This window comes from Sporosarcina sp. E16_3 (assembly GCF_017347125.1).
Classification (GTDB): domain Bacteria; phylum Bacillota; class Bacilli; order Bacillales_A; family Planococcaceae; genus Sporosarcina.
Genome location: NZ_JADPRX010000008.1, coordinates 1 through 20,179, shown reverse-complemented (window position 1 = coordinate 20,179; position 20,179 = coordinate 1). Strand labels below are relative to the sequence as shown.

15 protein-coding genes are annotated in these 20,179 nt (G+C 42.8%); 14 read left to right on the top strand and 1 reads right to left on the bottom strand.

Going from position 1 to position 20,179, the window contains the following annotated elements; translation table 11 throughout:
* Window positions 1–200 precede the first annotated feature (200 nt).
* From I2483_RS07150 to I2483_RS07085, 14 genes are all read left to right on the top strand, one after another.
* Window positions 201–2,255 carry a sensor domain-containing protein gene (locus I2483_RS07150; RefSeq protein WP_207174847.1) on the top strand — a complete coding sequence of 685 codons (2,055 nt, stop codon included), beginning with the start codon at window positions 201–203 and terminating at the stop codon, window positions 2,253–2,255.
* A gap of 355 nt (window positions 2,256–2,610) precedes the next feature.
* Window positions 2,611–3,369 carry a 2,4-dienoyl-CoA reductase gene (fadH, locus tag I2483_RS07145; RefSeq protein WP_207174846.1) on the top strand — a complete coding sequence of 253 codons (759 nt, stop codon included), beginning with the start codon at window positions 2,611–2,613 and terminating at the stop codon, window positions 3,367–3,369.
* A 51-nt stretch (window positions 3,370–3,420) separates the two neighbouring features.
* On the top strand, window positions 3,421–3,654 hold the full coding sequence (locus tag I2483_RS07140; RefSeq protein ID WP_207174844.1) for a hypothetical protein: 234 nt from the start codon (window positions 3,421–3,423) through the stop codon (window positions 3,652–3,654).
* Window positions 3,655–3,761: 107 nt separating this feature from the next.
* Window positions 3,762–4,202: a cyclic-di-AMP-binding protein CbpB gene (gene cbpB / locus I2483_RS07135; protein ID WP_207174842.1), complete on the top strand. Its 441-nt coding sequence runs from the start codon at window positions 3,762–3,764 to the stop codon at window positions 4,200–4,202.
* 55 nt (window positions 4,203–4,257) lie between these two features.
* Window positions 4,258–5,760: an MDR family MFS transporter gene (locus tag I2483_RS07130; protein WP_207174840.1), complete on the top strand. Its 1,503-nt coding sequence runs from the start codon at window positions 4,258–4,260 to the stop codon at window positions 5,758–5,760.
* Window positions 5,741–6,634: a LysR family transcriptional regulator gene (locus tag I2483_RS07125; protein WP_207174838.1), complete on the top strand. Its 894-nt coding sequence runs from the start codon at window positions 5,741–5,743 to the stop codon at window positions 6,632–6,634. The genes I2483_RS07130 and I2483_RS07125 overlap by 20 nt, the downstream gene beginning before the upstream one ends.
* 79 nt (window positions 6,635–6,713) lie before the next feature.
* The gene (locus tag I2483_RS07120) at window positions 6,714–9,122 is read left to right on the top strand and encodes a hypothetical protein (protein WP_207174836.1); all 2,409 of its coding nucleotides are present in this window, start codon (window positions 6,714–6,716) and stop codon (window positions 9,120–9,122) included.
* Complete coding sequence (locus tag I2483_RS07115; RefSeq protein WP_207174834.1) at window positions 9,119–10,048, top strand: ABC transporter ATP-binding protein; 930 nt, start codon at window positions 9,119–9,121, stop codon at window positions 10,046–10,048. Before I2483_RS07120 ends, I2483_RS07115 begins: the two co-directional genes overlap by 4 nt.
* 1 nt (window position 10,049) lies before the next feature.
* Window positions 10,050–10,901 (top strand): ABC transporter permease, encoded by an 852-nt coding sequence (locus tag I2483_RS07110; protein ID WP_207174832.1) that lies wholly within the window; start codon window positions 10,050–10,052, stop codon window positions 10,899–10,901.
* Window positions 10,902–10,916: 15 nt separating this feature from the next.
* A complete protein-coding gene (locus I2483_RS07105; protein WP_207174830.1) occupies window positions 10,917–12,374 on the top strand; it encodes a hypothetical protein in 1,458 nt (485 codons plus the stop codon).
* Window positions 12,375–12,395: 21 nt separating this feature from the next.
* On the top strand, window positions 12,396–13,391 hold the full coding sequence (locus I2483_RS07100; protein ID WP_207174828.1) for an AAA family ATPase: 996 nt from the start codon (window positions 12,396–12,398) through the stop codon (window positions 13,389–13,391).
* Window positions 13,388–14,260, top strand: a complete 873-nt coding sequence (locus I2483_RS07095) for a DUF58 domain-containing protein (protein WP_207174826.1) — start codon at window positions 13,388–13,390, stop codon at window positions 14,258–14,260. Before I2483_RS07100 ends, I2483_RS07095 begins: the two co-directional genes overlap by 4 nt.
* 14 nt (window positions 14,261–14,274) lie before the next feature.
* On the top strand, window positions 14,275–16,038 hold the full coding sequence (locus I2483_RS07090) for a VWA domain-containing protein (RefSeq protein WP_207174824.1): 1,764 nt from the start codon (window positions 14,275–14,277) through the stop codon (window positions 16,036–16,038).
* Window positions 16,022–18,619: a VWA domain-containing protein gene (locus tag I2483_RS07085; protein ID WP_207174822.1), complete on the top strand. Its 2,598-nt coding sequence runs from the start codon at window positions 16,022–16,024 to the stop codon at window positions 18,617–18,619. The genes I2483_RS07090 and I2483_RS07085 overlap by 17 nt, the downstream gene beginning before the upstream one ends.
* 71 nt (window positions 18,620–18,690) lie before the next feature.
* Here I2483_RS07085 and I2483_RS07080 read toward each other — a convergent pair whose 3' ends face one another.
* Window positions 18,691–19,884 (bottom strand): MFS transporter, encoded by a 1,194-nt coding sequence (locus tag I2483_RS07080; RefSeq protein ID WP_207174820.1) that lies wholly within the window; start codon window positions 19,882–19,884, stop codon window positions 18,691–18,693.
* Window positions 19,885–20,179 lie beyond the last annotated feature (295 nt).

The following is a 20,179-nucleotide window of genomic DNA, read 5'->3' as shown; positions in this document are numbered from 1 at the left end:
AAATGTTGGTGAAAACATTGATTTTTCTGAAGGCGCATTTTGCTACTATGAAGAATTACGCATCTAATTAGTTAATACATACTTTTTCGATATCAGTGCAATCTATTTATTATCGACTATAAGTGCTCGGGCGACTAGTAAAAATTGGCCTGGATTACTCGATGAAAGTTTAGATAAATGCACAACAAACGGAGGCACACATGGAAAACGTTAAGATTGAAGAACGTTTAGAAAAAGTTATAGAATCGTATATATTTAACCACTCGTTTAAAATGACCATATTTGTCGGGGAAAATAACCAAGGTAAATTTGATGTGCTGTACGCCAACTCATTGGCAAAGCAATACTTTTCAGCTGATATTGATCAATCAGCAGCTAGTTTTTTTTGTGATTTGTGGATTCCAATCAAACGCAGGATGCGAAAATTACAAAATCAATCTAACTTTACGACTGAAATTCAATCGATGCGGGGTGCGACAAACGTATTATTCGAACTGGATTTTCAACGTCATATAGAAGAGCATGAACGAGAAATTATCATCATTGAAATGCGTGAAAGGCTAGATACCAAAACTGAAAGGAAGTCTCATACGGAGTTACAACATAAATATAATTCTGTCATCGAACATAATCTTGATCCGATCATAACCATCGATCAAAACTTTAAAATGATCTACTCGAATCGCGCAGTTCATTTAGGATTCGGCTATCGATTCAAAGAACTATCCGGCCGTTCAATCTTGAATCTTACAAGGGAAGGTAAAATGAAAGAGTTCAAGCTCTTCCTAACCCGCGCCCTTGCAGGGGAATCAATTAATATGGAAGATTCGACTTTTTTCCATAAACGGGGACACTTATTGCCCGCATACTTGAAGGCAATTCCCGTCTTTGTTGATGGAGATGTGAAAGAAGTTCAATTGATTGTACGGGATACATCAATTCATCAGAAAAATAATGAAAAACTTTTTTACCTGAGCTATCATGATCATTTGACAGGTCTGTGGAATCGTCAGGCTATGCTAGAGCACTTTGCAGAGGATTCTCTTTTTGCCTTAAAAAGCGAAAAAAGACTATCTTTCGTCCACTTAGGACTTGATCGATTCAAATTAATAAATGAATCACTTGGACATAATGGCGCGGACGAAATATTAAAAATGGTTGCGGAACGATTAAAAGTAATTTGTCCTGCATCCGCCAGATTATATCGTAATGGCAGCGATGAATTTATTGTCTCATTGCAAAATCATTCTGTGCTGAAAATAGAGAAGTTTGCACAACAGTTACTGAATGATTTTGGAAAACCATTTTATCATAATCATCAGGAGTATTTCATTTCCGCATCCATCGGAATTGCCGTTTATCCTGAAGATGGCAAAACACTTGAGGACTTACTACGGAAGTCCGAGCAAGCACTGGCCTTTGTAAAAGATCGTGGCCGCTCGCATTATCGATTCTATCAAGAAGCGATGAATTCTACTTTCCCAGATGAAGCACTGATGGAATCTCATTTACGCAGGGCGATTGAGTTAAATGAATTGACGATCCATTATCAACCGCAAGTCGATTTGAAAACGGGGCATATTAGCAGTTTCGAAGCGCTTCTTAGATGGAACAACGGCAAATTTGGGTTTGTATCACCGGTGCAATTCATCCCCATTGCTGAGGAGTCGGGTCTTATACATGGAATTGGTGATTGGGTATTAGACCAAGTATGTAAACAGTTGAAAGAGTGGCAGGATAAACAGTTCAAAGCCGTCAGGATAGCTGTAAATATATCGCCAAGACAATTTAGAATGGAGAACTTTGTTGAAAAATTGAAAGGCAAAATTACCTACTATGGCATCGTACCGTCTTCCCTTGAAGTGGAGATCACAGAAGGGGCATTGACGATAATAGATGAGACGTTAACAACGTTAAATGAACTAAAGGAAATCGGTATATTCATCTCTGTAGATGATTTTGGAACGGGTTACTCATCACTAAGTTATTTGAAGCAATATCCAATTGATATCATTAAAATTGACCGCTCATTTATAAAAGATATTGAAATTGATGTGAAAAATAAAGCAATAGCGAAGACAATAATTAATCTGGCTCATAGTCTTGGGATGGAAGTTATCGCAGAAGGCGTGGAAAAGGATTTACAAGCAATGATTCTACTTGAAGCCAATTGTCAGAAGGCGCAAGGCTTTTTGTACAGTAAGGCAGTTCCCGTAGAGGAAATTGTAGAAAAGTATTTAGGAGTCAATGCGTAATTATGTAAACGGACAATGGAGAAAATTCGTTGTCCGTTTTTTGTTCTTAAGGAAATTATGAAATCTCGTACTGTGGATAAGCCGCAAAATAGAGATTTTACGTCTAGACTCTAGCGCCTAGTGGCTCGGAGGCCCACAAGATGTGGGTCACGCAGACATTGCCGCAGGACGCGGCGTACTTTGGCTGTGTTCCTTAACTTGTCGGTCCGACTGTGCGGCAAAGAACGCCGCTTCGCCAGCCCGTCTTATGCCTGTCGCCCCTAAACAGGCGCTTGCGCTTTTGTTCTCGTCATGTACTGGATAACATGTTACAATTATGAGTGAATATTCATTCATAATACAAGGGGGAATTACTGTGTTTGATGGAAAAGTCATAATTGTAACAGGTGGATCGAATGGGATGGGGAAATACATGGCGAAGAAATTTGCTGATGAAGGTACACAAGTCGTTATTACAGGTAGAGATATAGATAGATTGAAAGCGGCTCAAGAAGAAATTGGGGATCGCGCACATACATTCCAGATGGATGTGCGGAGTGTTGAATCAGTTGCAGCGCTTATCGCTTTCACGGATGAAAAGTTTGGCCGAATCGATGGATTAGTAAATAATGCGGCAGGAAACTTCATCGTCAAAGCAGAAGATTTATCACCAAACGGCTGGAAGTCTGTTATAGATATTGTACTAAATGGCACATTTTATTGTTCAAGTGCTGTTGGAAAGTACTGGATTGAAAAAGAACAAAAAGGATCGATTTTGAATATGCTTGCAACGTATGCATGGGATGCGGGCGCGGGCGTCATTCATTCCGCGGCAGCCAAAGCGGGTGTTATGTCGTTAACTCGGACATTGGCAGTTGAGTGGGGAAGTCAATATGGAATCCGTGTGAATGGTATTGCGCCGGGCCCGATTGAACGTACAGGCGGTGCAGAGAAGTTATGGCAGTCAGATGAAGTGGCTAAGCGCACACTTGAATCCATACCTTTGGGCCGTCTTGGAAAGCCGGAAGAGATTGCAGAACTAGCGGCATTTATTATGTCAGATAAGGCATCCTACATGAATGGAGAAATTGTGACATTAGACGGTGGGCAATGGTTGAACAAATCTCCGTTTTAAGGATAATATAGAGCTGTATTGCACATCCTACCTTCAAAAGGAGGGATATGTTTGGATGTATGGACAGTTCCATTAATTACCGTAGTGTTGATCATTTGTATAATCGGTTTTATCTCTGTGAAGAAATGGAACAAGGCGCCTGTTGTTGCTGTTGATGGACAAAATGATCAGATTTCTGGTCCAATTGAAGAGCATCCATTTACCTTGAATCCAATTATTTGGATCGTCCTCGTTGCCGTCTTATTCATTGGAATTGTTATTTTCTATTACGCAGCCTCTTCTTAACAGAAGGGGTTTTCTTTTTTGTTATCACGGATAGAAAGTCCTTCTTATGATATGATAGATATGTAGTTTTAAGGTGAACAGCATAGCTACAGAAGGAGTAGAATTACATGATTTCTATAAACAATAGGGATTTTCTTTTCACACCAATAGCGGATTTTATTATTTCGTCTGAAAAAGTTGCGCATGTTCAGGTTGGAAATAATGCAGAGCACGCCCTCCTTGTTCTAACGAAAACTGGTTATTCAGCTATACCTGTCCTTGATGCGAAATACCGTTTAAAAGGGTTGCTCAGTATGGGGATGATTACTGATTCTATTTTGGGCCTTGAACGTATTGAATATGAACGTCTAGCCAATCTAAAGGTTGATGAAATTATGCAAACTGATTTGCCATCCATAAAAACGACGGATCGATTCCAAAAAGGGCTTGATTTATTAATTGACCATACATTTCTTTGTGTGACGGAAGAAGACGGCACATTTGCAGGCATATTAACGCGAAGAGTAATACTGAAACAATTTAAAAGATATATTTATTCGGTTGAATAATTATTATGGTTTGATTGCGGGCTCCTAGATGGGGCCCTTTTCTGTTTAAAAGGAGATGAAGAGAGTGAAAAATAATAAAATAACGAATCGCCCGCTTGTGCTCATTTCTGTCATGCTGGCAATGTTTGTCGGTGCGGTTGAAGCGACGATTGTGACGACAGCAATGCCTTCGATTGCTTCGGACCTTGGTGGTTTTTCAAGATATAGTTGGATTTTTTCTTCGTATTTACTAATGAGTACGGTCACTGTACTCATTTATGGTAAATTGGCGGACTTATTTGGCCGCAAACCAATTTTATTTATTGGGTTGACGATATTTCTTATTGGATCTATATTATGTGGTTTTGCCGTTTCAATGGAGCAGTTAATCGTATTCAGGTTACTTCAAGGCCTAGGTGCCGGTGCCGTAATGCCGATTGCTACGACAATTATAGGTGATATCTATACAAGGGAAGAACGGGCGAAAGTTCAAGGGTACTTATCCAGTGTTTGGGGAATTTCGGCTGTATCTGGTCCAGTTATTGGTGGGCTGATTGTCCACTATATGAATTGGAAATTTATTTTCTGGGTGAATGTGCCGCTTGGAATACTTGCGATGGTCGGTATCTGTCTGTTTCTTCATGAACCAAAGCGGGAGAAAAAAGTTTCGATTGATTATAAAGGTGCCTTCTTACTTACGCTATCGTTATCCACTATTTTATTTTGGCTCGTTGAAGGTGGTCAGGCATTCGGTCGTATATCATTTTACGGTGTTACTCTTATAACAATAGGGCTTGTATCTTTGGCATTGTTTGTAAGGGTTGAGCGGCGTGCAATAGATCCAGTGATGCCGTTTGCCCTGTGGAAAAACCCTGTCATTTTGTATGCCAACCTCGTATCGTTAACGACTGGTGTCATCTTGATTGGCGTGTCCTCTTATTTACCTACATTCGTAACAGGCGTGATGGAACAGCCAGCGATTACCGCGGGATTCACACTGACTGCAATGTCAATTGGTTGGCCGATTGCTTCATCTGTTGCAGGACATTTGTTAATCCGCTATGGAACGTTTCTTGTATCCTTTGCGGGTGGGGTATCACTCGTTTTTGGAACCTCTTTATTTGTCATGATGGATGCAGGATCAGATCCGTGGTGGGCTGCGATGGCAAGCTTTTTTGTGGGCATCGGGATGGGGCTTACAAGTACCTCGTTCACCGTCACAATTCAAGGGGCGGTTCCAAGAGAGACGCGGGGATCCGCGACGGCTGCCAATATGTTCATGCGGAATTTTGGAAACACGGTAGGGGCGGCATTATTCGGGGCGATTTTAAATGGCATGTTAATAACTCGTTTTAGGCAGGAAGATTTGAATTATAGTTTAGATGATGTCAATTTACTGCTGACGGATGAAATGAGACAAACTATACCTGTAACAAAAGTACAGCTGTTACAAAATGCGCTCGATGGCTCGTTGCAATGGGTGTATATTACTGTAGCTATTTTTGCTGTTATCAGCTTGCTCCTTATATTAAAAATTCCACGTGGAAAGGGGTATATGAATGACAACGACAGAACTTGAAATCATTAAAGCGTTAGCGGAAGAAGGGAATATGCGCAAAGCTGCAGAACGCCTTTTTTTATCGCAACCAGCACTTTCCCAGCGATTACAATCAATTGAAAAGGAGTGGGGAACGTTATTGTTCATCCGCTCGCAGAAAGGGCTTGAGCCGACGCCGGCGGGAGAACTAGTCATCGCTTATGCACGTGAAGCGATTGTGAAACGTGAAGAAACGTTTGAAATGATTGCATCAATGGCGGATAAAGTGCACGGCACATTGAAAATTGCATGTGCGTCCATCGTAGGGCAGACGTGGTTGCCACAAGTATTGAAAGAGTACGTTGAAGTGTATCCAGATGCCAAAATCTCGCTGATAACGGGATGGAGTTCAGAAATTGTAAAAGCATTATATGAAGGAGAAGCTCATGTTGGAATTGTGCGTGGCCAGGTAGATTGGAAGAGTAAAAAAACGTATCTATTCCGAGACCACCTCTATTTAGTAGATCGTGAAATTACGTCTATCGAAGAATTGAAAGATACGACACGGCCATTTATTCAATTCAAGAGTGACTCGAATTACCATATGGAAATTCAACGTTGGTGGCAGCGTCATTTTGACCAAAATCCGGGCCGTCAAATTACAGTCGATCAGATTGAGACTTGTAAGCAATTGGCGTTAAATGGGATTGGTTATGCGATATTACCGTCAATTACATTGACCGGTGATGAAGATGTCAATAAAATGCCGCTGTTAAACAATGAAGAGGAATTTGAATTGACGCGAGATACATGGTTAATCGGCTATGAATCTTCGTTTGCACTAAAACAAGTGGATGCATTCGCACAAATTGTCCAAAGTCATGCCGAAAGATTACAAAAAGATTACAATTATTGAGAAATAAAGGAACTTTAGGCTGTCTCGTTCGTACTAATAAGATGAAAACTATAAGTCTACATGACAGGAGGAGAATGGTATGTGGAGAAAGTTTGCGCTGTTTTTGGTTTTGCTAATTGGATTGATTGTCTTCATTCCAGAAGTTAATGCTCTTGCAGCTCCAGATTTAAAAGTAAGTGTTTCGGCAGGCATCGACGGTAAAGCGAAGGAAGGAAAAGGTGCACCCATAATAATTGTCATCGAAAACAGTGGAACTGCATTTAGCGGGGATCTAGTAATTGATGTACCGAGTTATTTCACGACAGGAATTGGGGAAGCAATCCCTCTTGATGTCGGTGCTGGGGAGACCAAAACGATTTCGCTTGTTATCCCGAATATGACTGATATGAATAATATGTATGGGGGAATGGCGAACACGAAAACGATATTCCTATACGAAGGTGGATGGGAAAAAGGGAAGGAAATTGTACATAAAGGTGCACAAAAGTTAACAACGACGATGTATTATGATGATTCGAAATTCATCGTAACGTTTACGGATAATCCGGATCGTCTAGGCGCTTTGAAAAATAGCCGGGTTTTGAATGCTTCGACTAGCCAAATCATTAGCGCATCGAAAATGGGTGAACCAAATTTTCCTGAAGAAGCGGCAGGTTGGGGAGCGGCAGATTTTATCATCATCGATGAATATCCGCTTGCCGATTTATCTGAAAGGAAACAGAATGCGCTGTTAGGGTGGGTTCGTTCAGGAGGCATCTTAGTAATCGGGGGTTCTGACAACGTGAAAGCGGAGACGGGCGTATTTTCCGATCAGTTGCCTCTGGCGTTGAAGGGAAGTACCGAAGCGAATCCTGAGGTTTTCAATAAGTGGGCGGGAACAAAAGGATTTGAAGGTACTATCCCTTCCTATTTATCAGAATTAAATCCGGGTGCATTGTCCCTACTTGAAGATGAAGGAAATGTCCTCGTTGCCTATTCCAATTTGGGCCAGGGAAAGATTGTCCAGACGGCTTTCTCGTTTGGCGATGACCCAATAGCTAAAATGGTTGGAATGCCGGCATTCTGGGGTACATTATTCGATTCGACGGGACGTTCAAATCAATGGGGGCACAATCCTCATGACAGTCCGAGTAATGCGATTGTCCATTCGGTAGGTAGTACCAACGAATTGTTTCCCTCATTTAAGGTGTCTGCGCCATTAATTTTTGGAATAATTATTTTCTATATTATTCTTATTATACCAGCGCTTTACTTAATCCTTAAACGGAAAGACAAACGAGAATATGCCTGGTGGATTATTCCTTCCATTGCCATACTGGCGTCTATTGCCATATTTGCATACGGAGCGAAAGATCGAATTGGAAGAGCACAAATTCAACATTCTGCAATATTAAATGTTGAACAGGATGGTAGTTTGACGGGGTTTTATGCGGAGTCAATTCTAACCAATAAATCTGGGGACTTTACATTTTCCGCACCTACCGAAACGACGCTTGGTGCTTCGTTGCCAAATAATGATCCATTCACATCTACTCAAGGTATCATCCATAAAAAGGCGATTGTTGAAAAGGATGCAGCAGGTACGACAATGCATCTTCGTAATATCGGTTATTGGAATGTAGGGACAGTGTTTGGAGAAACAAGGCTTGAAAAGCAAGGGAATTATGCTATCCAGTTGAATGTCACGGATAAAAGATTAACGGGTTCAGTGACGAATGAATTTCCGTTTGCATTGACGGATGTAGCGATTTGGTCAGGAACAAAACTGATTCCAATCGGTGATCTTGGGCCGGGGGAAACTGCTCAAGTGGATGAAACGTTGAAAACTTCTACATTGTTACCAAGAAAAGCGATGTTCAATTCCTATATGAATCCTGCACCAGTCAATATGGATGACCTGACGAAGATGAGGAAAGATAGCATTCTGTCGTTTTCCGGTGAATATATGAACAAGACTTCGAGTCCGGCCATAATCGGTTATACGGATACACAGATTGTTCCTATTGATCTACTTAAGGTAAAACCTTCTGTGTCAGCATTAACGATACTCGTCCAACCGGCAGTGGTAGATGTAACGTTGACCGATGCGTTTACAGTTGAACCTGAGATGATGGAGATGTCGATGCTGTCAGAGGACGGACAGTTTCAGCCAGATTCCCAGGGCTATGGGACAGACGAATATTACTTTAATGAGCCCATGTACAATCAAACTTGGCAATTACCAGAGGGATTAAAAGGGAAGAACATGAAATGGACTTCGCTAGAACTTTCGAAAATACAAAAACAGCTTTATGATGTCAGCCTATTAAATGTGCGGACTGGCGAATTCGAGCAGTCAGAGTCAGGGAAATTGGTTAAGACGGAAAATATAAACGACTATATAACACCTGATGGAAAAGTTGTTGTCCGAATCACATTTCATGATGAAAAGAATGGCAATCAAGGCCGTGTACCAATGCTCAAGCTGAATGGGGAGGTGTCGCAATGATAGAGATAAAAGGACTTACAAAAAAGTATGGCCAATTCAAAGCGCTTGATAATTTGAATTTGACGTTAAGTGAAGGAACAGTTTTCGGATTTGTTGGTGCGAACGGAGCTGGGAAATCGACGACATTCCTCATTCTTGCGACCTTATTGCAACCGACGGCGGGGGATGTCTTTATCGACGGAGTGAATATCCGGAAGAATCCGGAAGCCGTGCGAAAAATGATTGGTTATATGCCAGACTTTTTTGGTGTCTATGATCAGCTGAAGGCGGATGAGTATCTAGACTTTTACGGTGCGAGCTATGGCATTCCAGAAGCGGAGCGGCAAAAGCTTATTCCGCAATTGCTGGAACTCGTGAATCTGTCACATAAGCGTCATGCGTACGTAGACCTTTTATCGCGGGGAATGAAGCAGCGACTTTGCTTGGCGCGAAGTCTTATCCATGATCCTAAAGTACTTATTCTTGACGAACCTGCATCTGGACTTGATCCTCGTGCACGTGTTGAAATGAGGGACATCCTAAAAACGTTAAAAAACATGGGCAAGACAATTTTAATTTCGTCGCATATTTTGCCTGAACTAGCGGAAATGTGTGATGAAATCGGGGTAATAGATAATGGTCGTCTCATCGCGCATGGCTCCGTTGCTGAAATTCAGGATAAACTGCGAGGAGAAAGAGTCATTACGGTCCGTTTGGGTGGGCAGCTTGACAGCGCAATCGCATTTTTCGAAGAAGATCCGTACGTGTCAAATATCGAAAAGTTGGATGCTAATAATGGCATCAGATTTTCATATAAAGGAACAGAAGAAGACCAAATCATTTTGTTGAAGCGAGCTATCATGAATAGTATTCCAATCCTTTCATTCATGGAACATGTGACCAATCTGGAGGATGTGTTCATGGAAATTACGAAAGGAGCCGATTAATATGAAGATGAATTTCAATAATCCGGTCCTCTTTAAAGAATTGAAATTAAGGTTCCGCTCACCAAAAAGTTTCATAGGTATCCTATTCTACTTGATAGCGATGTGTATTTTTGTTTTTGGTTTTATCTTTGCGACAATGACGATGTCAGGGACGTCTTATTTCAGACCTAGTGAAAGTTTCATCTTGTTTGGGCTGTTAGCATTTATCCAATTAGGACTTGTGTTATTCATTACACCGGGTTTGACGGCTGGAGCAATTAGCTCGGAAAGAGAAAAACAAACGCTGTCAATTTTATTGACGACATCACAAAGTTCATTTCAAATCATTACAGGAAAGTTGTCGTCATCAATTGCATTCCTGTTGCTGCTTATTGTGGCGGGACTACCGATCTATAGTCTAGTATTTTTATTCGGCGGTATTTCTCCCCTGGACTTTGTTAAAGTGTTCTTCTTCTTATTTGTTACGCTTCTTGCAATAGGCAGTGTGGGTGTTATGTTCTCTACACTCATTCGCCGGACGATTGTTTCGATGATAGCAACGTATGGAACAATGCTGTTCCTATCGGTTGTCACCGGGTTTATCTTCTTGATTGTACTGCAAATGACTGCGTTCAATCACATGGGAACAGGTACGCCGTCACCTTCAATACTTGGGCATATTCTTGCGTCCATAAATCCGGCGATCCTCTTCGCTTCATTCCTTTCGCAGGGAATGGGGGATAGTATTTCGGAAATGACGCAAGTGAAATTCCCGATTTGGATTGGCTATCTTATTTTCTATTTGTCACTTACGGTTATTTCACTATTTATTTCAGTAAAGAAACTGCGTGTAAATATGAAACGTTCAAAATAATAGGGAGTTGGGCGAATGGAAAGGAAATCATTGTTGAAAAAATATATACTGGCTACTTTGTACCGGCTACGTTTTGAAAAAGCAATCTATACGATGCAGACTGGAATGTTTGCTGCCGCCCTTTTCGCGGTCCTTATTGTTGTCGCTTCTCGACTATTTGTCCTTCCTTATTATGGACGTATCGCGCTTGTTGGTGCAGTATTGCTACTCATTGCGACAATCGTTTTCATTGTCTACAAAAGATACAAGAACGACGATGCGGTAAGGCAGCTTGACGAATTTATGCTAGATAATCTTCTTATTACAGCGATGGATGTCAAGGTTAATGAAACACATCTTGCTCCTTCAATCATTGTTGCAGCCGAGTCAAAAGTGGCGAATGCATTTGAGCTGTTTAAAAAAAGGGAGAAACGGTATGTAAATTCAAAAATGCTAGGTGGATTTATTATTGTCTCTGCTTGTCTGGCTCTATTAGTCACGTTTCCATCTGAAGCACAGTTGGAAGCGGGAGCGATTGAAAAGGAAAAAGAGATTATTGAAGAGATGAAAAAAGAAGTGCAAGATTTGATTAAAAAGGAACAACTTCCTGAAGTGAAAAAGGAATTGTTGGAACTCGCTGAAAAGCTTTTGAAAGCGGAAACGTCGGAAGAGGCATTGAAGGAACTTGTTAAGAAACAGAAGGAATTACGATTGAAAGAACAACGTCTAGTAGACAAAAAAGAGATAGCTAAGACATCTGGTGATCCTGCGGATTCGTTAAGTGATGAGGAAGAAAAGGAACTTAGCGAGCTTAAGGAACTTACGGATAAACTTGCACAAAATGCAGGAGAAGCACATAGCGCGTTGAATGAAATTGGTAAAGCGCCAGCATTACCTGCGCTTGCAAGTTCAGGAAGCAATTCTTCTGCAACAGCGAGTGACACTAAACCAGGTGCATCAGAAGGAAATGGTGAAGGTGAAGGCCAAGGCGAAGGTCTAGGTGAAGGCCAAGGCGAAAGTGAAGGCCAAGGCGAAGGTCAAGGTGAAGGCCAAGGCGAAGGTCAAGGCGAAGGTCAAGGTCAAGGTCAAGGTCAAGGTCAAGGTCAAGGTCAAGGTCAAGGTCAAGGCCAAGGCCAAGGACAAGGACAAGGCCAAGGCCAAGGACAAGGGCAAGGACAAGGGCAAGGACAAGGCCAAGGTCAAGGGCAAGGAGGATCCGGTGCGGGTAAAGGTTCGGGAGGAAGGAGTCTTCTATCAATTCCGAATGACCGTGTAGGTGAAAAAGGCGATTCGTCCGTTGTTGGAGGGGAACTTGGTGAAGGAGATTTCATCGAGGAACGTGAAACAAATGGTCCCGTTGACAAAGGGACCATCCGTCCTTACAAAGAAGTTGTTGGAGATTATAAAGATTCTTACTTGAAAAGTACGGATAAGATGAAGTTGCCGCCAGATTTGCAGCACATCCTCTCTGATTACTTTTCCTCAATCGAATGAAGACAGAATGGGAGTGTATATATGCCATTTACACCAGAGCAGTTTGAAGAAATGAGCGGAAAACTAGGGTTAGTTAAGGAGGAAATCGGGAAATTTATCGTTGGCCAACAGGAAGCGGTCGAGTTTTCACTCTATTCGATATTGGCAGATGGGCATGCACTGTTGGAGGGGCTGCCCGGTCTTGGAAAGACAATGCTCATTCGAACGATTTCAGAAGTGCTCGATTTGTCATTTTCCAGGATTCAATTTACGCCTGACTTAATGCCGGCTGACATAACGGGGACAAGCATCTTGGAACGCAATGAAGAAGGGATGCAGCGCTTCGCTTTTAAAGAAGGACCGATTTTTAGCCAGATGGTATTAGCGGATGAAATTAACCGTGCTACGCCGAAAACGCAAAGTGCCTTGCTTGAAGCGATGGGTGAGAAAACAGTAACAGTACTAGGGGAGACACGACAAATGGCACGTCCGTTTTTCGTTCTTGCAACGCAGAACCCGATTGAGATGGAAGGAACTTATCCATTGCCGGAAGCGCAGATGGACCGTTTTCTTTGTAAAATAATTTTGCCGTATCCATCGAAATTAGAACTGAAGGAAATAATTCTGCGTACAACGGGACCGCAACATATTGATATTCAAAAAGTAATGGATGCAGAAGAAATCGTCATGGCGCAAGAGATGGTCAAAGAAGTTGTTATTGCGGATGAAATGATTAATTACGCGGTCGATCTTGTTTCAGCAACTCACAATAATAGCGGATCTTCGGATGACTGGGCAAAATATGTCCAGTACGGAAGCGGACCACGCGGACTTCAGTCTATTATCAGACTCGCTAAAGCGCGTGCGCTTGTGGCCGGGCGCTACCATGTATCGATTGCAGATATTAAGACAGTTGCTAAACCTGCACTGCGTCATCGCATTCTCATCAACTATGAAGGGGAAGCAGAGGGCGTTGACGTTGATGGTTTAATTGTTAAGTTGCTTGAAGAAGTACGGCAAGGGGCATCGGTGCAATGAACGGTGAACTATTTCCTAACGGGTTAGCGAAAAGGCTTGGTTCATTATCGATTCAATCTCGGTCAGGTCGCCTCGGACATCACAAAGGGACACATCGTTCAAGAAAGACGGGTTCCTCCCTTGATTTCTCCGATTTCAGAGAATACCATCCGGGTGATGATTTGCGCCATATCGATTGGAATGTTTATGCCCGAACAGATAAACCTTATATTAAGCAGTTCCTAGATGAACAAGAGATGCGCATTCATATTTTACTGGACCCGACGAAGTCCATGGGGGCAGATGGAAAATGGAATTATGCCCGTCAACTGGCAATAGCGCTTGGGCAATTAGCACTTAAGAGCGGAGATACCCTGTCGTTTTCCACTTGGACTGATGGGCAGGATTACTTTTTTAGAAAGAAAGGCACCGCGCATCGTGCTTCTGTGACGAAATTCATCACGGCGATTGACGCTCCGGGGTCAACAGAAAATTTCACTGACCGAGCACTTGCGTCTATTCCAAAAGCTGTAACGGTGTTGTTCATCCTGACAGATGGACTTGAAGAGGTCGGAAAGTGGGAACATCTATTTCGCCGTCTGCCTGGGATTTGCGGTGACGTACGTGTTGTAACGATTCACTCAAAAGCGGAGGAAGCACCTAATTACGAGGGAGATATCCGATTTGTCGACATCGAAAGCGGTGACGGAATTGAAGTGACTATGACGAGGCGTGCGGTCCAAGATTACCTGGAAAAGAAATCAATACATGAAGCACAAATGACAGCGCTAGCCCGCAAATTTGGTATTCAACTCATTCGTGCAGAAGTTGCTGAAGGTGTCATGGAAACCGTAACAAAAAAAATGCGGCACGCAGGATGGGTGCGATAGATGGAGGCGGCTAAGTGGGATTTGATAAGTTAGTGAATGGATGGACGGTGGTTTTTCCTATGGCCGTCCTTTTCTATTACTTTTTCCGAAAACGCTACGAAACGACAACAATATCATCAACATTATTTTGGGAACAATCGATGCGGGAAACACGGGTGTCTCCTTACTTGAAAAACTTGCAGCGGAATGCCCTGTTTTATCTGCAAATGGCGGCACTTCTGCTGTTAGTATTTATTTTAGTAGGGCCTTATCTTACTAAAGAAGAGGCGGTCGGTGGTCATACTATTCTTATAGTGGACACGTCTGCGACTATGCTTGCTAGCAATGAAGGAACTACATTATTTGCGCGCAATCAGGAAGCGATGAAGGAACTTGTCGCGAGTCGCCTGGGAGAACCAATCACAATTATGACAACTGGGAAAGAGCCCATTATAGTTATACGGGAAGAAACAGACGGTGATGCAATCACGGCCGCTATCGACAAATTAGCCGTTACATATGAACATGAATATATGGAACGGGCGATTGAGTTCGCAAAGTCGATCACTGCAACAGGTGGTGCTGCTATTCATATTTATACGGATTCACTAGACCGAGCAACTTTTTCAGAAGGAGAAAGCGCCATCTCATGGACGATTCATGGTGATGAATTTCCTAAAGTCAATGTATCCATCGATCAATTCGGTGCTGTCAAAACGCCTGAAGGAACGGAAGCCATTATCAGGATTACCAATGATTCCACAGATGCTAAAATCGGGGCCGTACATATTAAGGATCTACAAACCGGTAACTTATTGAAAGTCGAAACTTTTTCTATTGAAGGCAAGGAAGAAGTACTTTTATCGTTCAAGGAGTTACCTGAAAGTAAATTATTACGTGCCGAAATCGTTGTTGAGGACGATTATGAAGCCGATAATACGGCCTACGTTTTATTAGGTAATGAGACTGGGGAGGCCGTTGTCGACGGGCAATTGCATGAGTTGGTAAAGAGAGCATTTGAAGCTGTGGGATTAACCGTTACAACTGGTTCCACGAATGAAATGCTAGCCGCACAGGACGGATCCATTATTGTGACAAACGATGTGTCATTCCTTAAAAAGGGAACGAAGCCGGTGGTGATTATTGGAAGGGACGATAAATCCACTGAACCAGTTGCAGGCGCTGTAAGAAATACCTCAGATCCACTATTTACGATTGCAGATATTAGTGACGTCTACGTAAGTGCCTTGTATCCGCCGTTTAAATCGTATACGACAATCGCGACTGTGGGCGATAAACCGTTCATTCAAAAATCCAAGCGTGGCGACATTGTCATACTTGCTGATATTGAACTGACCGACTGGCCTCTTCATCCGTCTTTCCCGTTATTTGTTTGGAGTTCCGCTGAATTATTGCGTTCTGAAACAGATTCATTAGGGTTATTTGTGCCTAATGAACGCAAAGCAATTCTTTCAGGTGGAACAGAGAATGGATTGGAAATCTATACGATAGATGATGAATATGTAACGACAATTGCGAATGGTTCGAGTTTCATCGCGCCAGCACGTCCGGGTATTTACAAAGCGCTGGACGGAGGAGTCGAAAAGATGTTTGCTGTTCAGCTTGAGCGGTCAGAAAAAGAGCTAGATCAGGGTTCATCCTATAAAATCGGACGCACGGAAAATGGGAAAGGGAATGAAGAGGGGAAAAATAGGATTGGCTGGTTATTCCTTGTGCCACTTTTGCTTCTTCTACTAATTGAATGGGAGGTGCAAAGAAGACGTGGATATCCGAATTGATCAGCCATTATGGCTATTATTATTCATCCCAATCGCTCTCTATATGGCGTATACATGGAAATCATCGGGCATGCGGCTTGTTGGAAAAGGGACCATTCTCTTTATCTTGAGATGTACTGCAATTGCTGCTCTCATTTTTGCACTGGCAACTCCTTTTTTGACGCTTCGTGCAGATAAAGAACAAATATTGTTTGTCGTGGACCGCTCTGTATCTATTGAAAGTGCCGGGAACATGGCGGATAAATGGATTACAGAAAGTTTGAAAGGCCGTCAAGAGAATCAGTCAGTTGGACTGTATTCATTCGCAGAGACGTTCCGAACAGATTTACAGCTGACGGATGCAGACGTAGCGCTTCCGGTAATAGGACAGATGGAACCAAAAGATGCAACCGACATTGCGAAAGCGATTGACCTTGCTGCTGCAGTGGCTAAAAATGATAGTGCGACACGGATTGTGTTACTGTCTGATGGTTTGGAAACGGTGGGTAAGGTCGAAGAATTATTGCCTAAATATAATGAAGGCCGTGTGATCATTGACACTGTTTTACTTGAACGACCAGGCAGTGCAGACGCCTCGATTTCGATTTTTGATACGCCACTAACTGCTTATGAAGGCGAGAAGCAGCTGCTACAAGTTGAAGTGGAATCATCTACTCGAACTACTGGTGAACTGCTCATTTATCAAAATGATAAGGAAATCATCAAAGAACCGGTGACGCTTGAGCATGGTAAAAATACTTTTTCATTTCGGACATCGGCAACCGGAAGTGGACTGCTGAAATACGAAGCCAAACTCCTTGTATCGGATGATAGCTTTTTAGAAAACAACCGAATGCTGTCCGTTACGATGATGGAGCGTTCCCCACGTGTTCTCATTGTACAGACGAGCCGAAATCCATCAATCATCCCAGCACTGCTGGATAAAAATGCGATGACTGTAGATGTTGTCGATGCGGAACAATTGCCGGAAACACTGTCGGGTTATCTAGGTTACGGCGCAATCATTTTTGATAATGTGCCAGGGCATGTGGTTGGTGAAGATAAGATGACGGTCATTGAACAGGCAGTGAAAAACTTTGGTACAGGCTTCATGATGGTCGGAGGAGAAGAAAGTTTCGGGCTTGGCGGTTATTTCAAGTCTCCGATCGAACGGCTTCTTCCAGTTGAGATGGAAGTGAAAGGAAAAGAATCGCTTCCTTCGCTCGGTCTAATGATTGTTATGGACAGATCGGGAAGTATGTCTGGTTCGAAAATCATCTTGGCAAGAGAAGCGGCTGCCCGTTCGGTTGAGCTTCTACGTGATGATGACACATTTGGTTTCACTGCATTTGACGATCAAGTATGGGAAGTCATTCCAATCGGTAAGCTTGGAGATAAGAAGGAAGCAGTCGAACAAATCCTCTCTGTACCAGCTGGCGGGGGGACGGATATTTTTCCAGGCATGCAAAAAGCATATGATGATCTTGCGGATTTGAAACTGCAAAGGAAGCATATTATTTTGATGACAGATGGCCAATCACCGATGCCTTCGGATTATGAAGATGTGATTGCGGAAGGTCGAAAAAATAATATTACGATGTCGACGGTTGCTATCGGTTCAGATGCGGACTGGTCGTTATTAGAAGATCTTGCGGAAAATGGTGGCGGAAGGTTTTACGACGTAGTCGATGAGTCGACAGTACCTGCAATACTGGCTAGAGAAACGTCGATGATGACGCGGACATATATCGAAGATAATCCGTTTTATATGACGCTGGGTGGTATTCCTGAATGGACGTCTTTGTTTAGCGAAGGGGTCCCGCAAATGAATGCCTATATAGCGACGACAGCGAAGGCCACGGCTACGATTGCGGGGCTTAGCCATAAAGATGACCCTGTCATTGCTGAATGGATGTATGGGCTTGGCAGGACAGTTGCATTCACATCTGATTCAACAGGTAAATGGACGGGTGACTTAGCAAGATGGGCCGGCTACCCAGCGTTTTGGAATACCGCGGTGGCACGATTACTGCCGTCTTATGAGGAAGTCCCTTATATTATCACGCACGAAAGAGGCGGCACCTATACGGTGACAGACAGTTCTCGTAAGGCAGCATTTCTCGACATAGCCGTCGTCGATGAAGCGGGGAAAGAAGTGCCATTTACCTCAGAGCCACTTGCTCCCGGCAAAGTACGTGTAACTGTTGATGCCAAACCGGGTCTTGTATTTTTCGGTGTATCGGATGATAAAGGCGGATTGTTCGAAGCCGGTCTGTCAGTGCCGTATAGCGATGAATATAAACCGACAGCTCCGAACCAAGCACTGATGACTAAAATTGCCGAACGAACAGGTGGAAAAGTGTTGGAAGCACCGACAGAAGCATTCCGCGATCATCCTTTTAAAAGTGGCGAAAAGATACGGATTGCAGAATGGCTAATTTTAGTATCGATGATTTTGTTCTTTATCGATATCACATTGCGCCGTTTTGGTATGTTTAAAGGGCTTACGAAGAAACGTCTGGTACGTGAACAAGTTGTCAAGGAGACATCGACAGCGGGGGAAAGTATTACTGAATTATTGAAGGCTAAGAAGAGGCGATGATTTAATAGATTTCATCCGAAAAAGCGCTATCACACTGGAAGTTTTCCCGTGTGATAGCGCTTTTATTATCATCATAAACTTGATAGCAAATCCCCGTTCCGTTTTGCCCAATAAGATGCAATGGTGAAACAGATGAGTAGGATAACAGTACCAATAATATATGGATAGATGATATTGATATCGAACAAGATGCCAGCAAGGGCCGGTCCAATCATATTTCCAAGACTCATGTAGGCAGTCATCATGCCTGCTGCAAAACCTTGTTCTTCACCGGCAAGTTTTGAAACGAGCGTGTTGACGGCTGGTCGCAGAAGAGATGTGGCAGTGAAGAAAATCGTTGCCACGAAAAGAATCATAAAGAATGAATTGACGAACACAATACCAATCATTGCAAAAGCTGCGATGATAAGATTTACCTGGATGACGCGCATTTCTCCAAATCGATTGAACAGCTTATTGATGACAAATGTCTGAGCAATAACTCCAACAAATCCTCCAACTGTAATAATGACAGCGATTTGAGCTGGCGTATAGCCATATTTATGGTCTACGTAAAGTGAGATTGTGGACTGGAAATTAGCCAAACCGAATGAAAAGACGAACATGACAATTAGCATGACAAAGTAAGGAGTTGTCGCTGAGCGTTTCATCTGCTTGAATAGATTTTCCCTCTTGTTCTTACTCCCGGGTTCGACTGCGCTACGTGGCACAGGGTTGGGTAATGCAAAAATGGAAATGAGCGCTGCCGTAAGGGCTGCTGCTGTTGCAATGTAAAAAGGGAATTGTAAGCTAACCTTTGAAAGAAATCCACCGATTGCTGGCCCAATCATAAATCCTAGCGACATGGAAGCGCCAAGAAGGCCCATTCCTCTTCCTCGGTTTTCATAGGTTGTAATATCGGCAACGAATGCCATCATAGGCGGTACGATAAATGCAGAGCCAAGACCAGAAAAGAATCGTGAGGCATACAGCATCCATAATTCGGTGGATAGTCCGAATGCAAGTTGTGATAGACCAAAAATGATTAATCCTATAATAATTAACTTTTTACGACCATGTTTATCGGATAAATCGCCGGCAATCGGAGAAAAGATAAATTGTGCAAATGAGAACATGGCAATCAGAAAGCCAAGAGCCTGACCGGCAACGCCAAACGTGCCCAGGTATTCTGGCATAATTGGAATGATAAGACCGATGCCAGCCATGGCGATGAACATATTGAACATTAAAACGTATAAGGCAAAATTATTAGATTTGACTGCCATAAGTATCCCAACTTTCCAAACTGTTTCGTGTCACTAAAGTATAGTACCACAATCTGTATGTGGTTACCTTGTTTGCGACTTGTGTACAAAAAGTAAAGACGACTTCCGCATGTGCGAAAGTCGTCTTTATATTCGGCACTATTTATTTAGAATTAACTAGGTGGTATACCTCACTAGTATAACGAACAAATCTAGCGAAGGAGCGACACTAATGAAAGGCAGCCCAATATCGCCGCGTCCTGCGGCAAAGGCTGCACACCCGCATCCTGCAGGCGCCGGAGCAATAAGACCTAGG

Bases quoted from the DNA above. Each gene is read 5' to 3' on its own strand.
- I2483_RS07150 (WP_207174847.1), top strand. From the start codon at position 201: ATGGAAAACGTTAAGATTGAAGAACGTTTAGAAAAAGTTATAGAATCG.
- cbpB (WP_207174842.1), top strand. From the start codon at position 3,762: ATGATTTCTATAAACAATAGGGATTTTCTTTTCACACCAATAGCGGAT.
- I2483_RS07130 (WP_207174840.1), top strand. From the start codon at position 4,258: ATGAAGAGAGTGAAAAATAATAAAATAACGAATCGCCCGCTTGTGCTC.
- I2483_RS07125 (WP_207174838.1), top strand. From the start codon at position 5,741: ATGACAACGACAGAACTTGAAATCATTAAAGCGTTAGCGGAAGAAGGG.
- I2483_RS07120 (WP_207174836.1), top strand. From the start codon at position 6,714: ATGTGGAGAAAGTTTGCGCTGTTTTTGGTTTTGCTAATTGGATTGATT.
- I2483_RS07115 (WP_207174834.1), top strand. From the start codon at position 9,119: ATGATAGAGATAAAAGGACTTACAAAAAAGTATGGCCAATTCAAAGCG.
- I2483_RS07110 (WP_207174832.1), top strand. From the start codon at position 10,050: ATGAAGATGAATTTCAATAATCCGGTCCTCTTTAAAGAATTGAAATTA.
- I2483_RS07105 (WP_207174830.1), top strand. From the start codon at position 10,917: ATGGAAAGGAAATCATTGTTGAAAAAATATATACTGGCTACTTTGTAC.
- I2483_RS07100 (WP_207174828.1), top strand. From the start codon at position 12,396: ATGCCATTTACACCAGAGCAGTTTGAAGAAATGAGCGGAAAACTAGGG.
- I2483_RS07095 (WP_207174826.1), top strand. From the start codon at position 13,388: ATGAACGGTGAACTATTTCCTAACGGGTTAGCGAAAAGGCTTGGTTCA.
- I2483_RS07080 (WP_207174820.1), bottom strand. From the start codon at position 19,884: ATGGCAGTCAAATCTAATAATTTTGCCTTATACGTTTTAATGTTCAAT.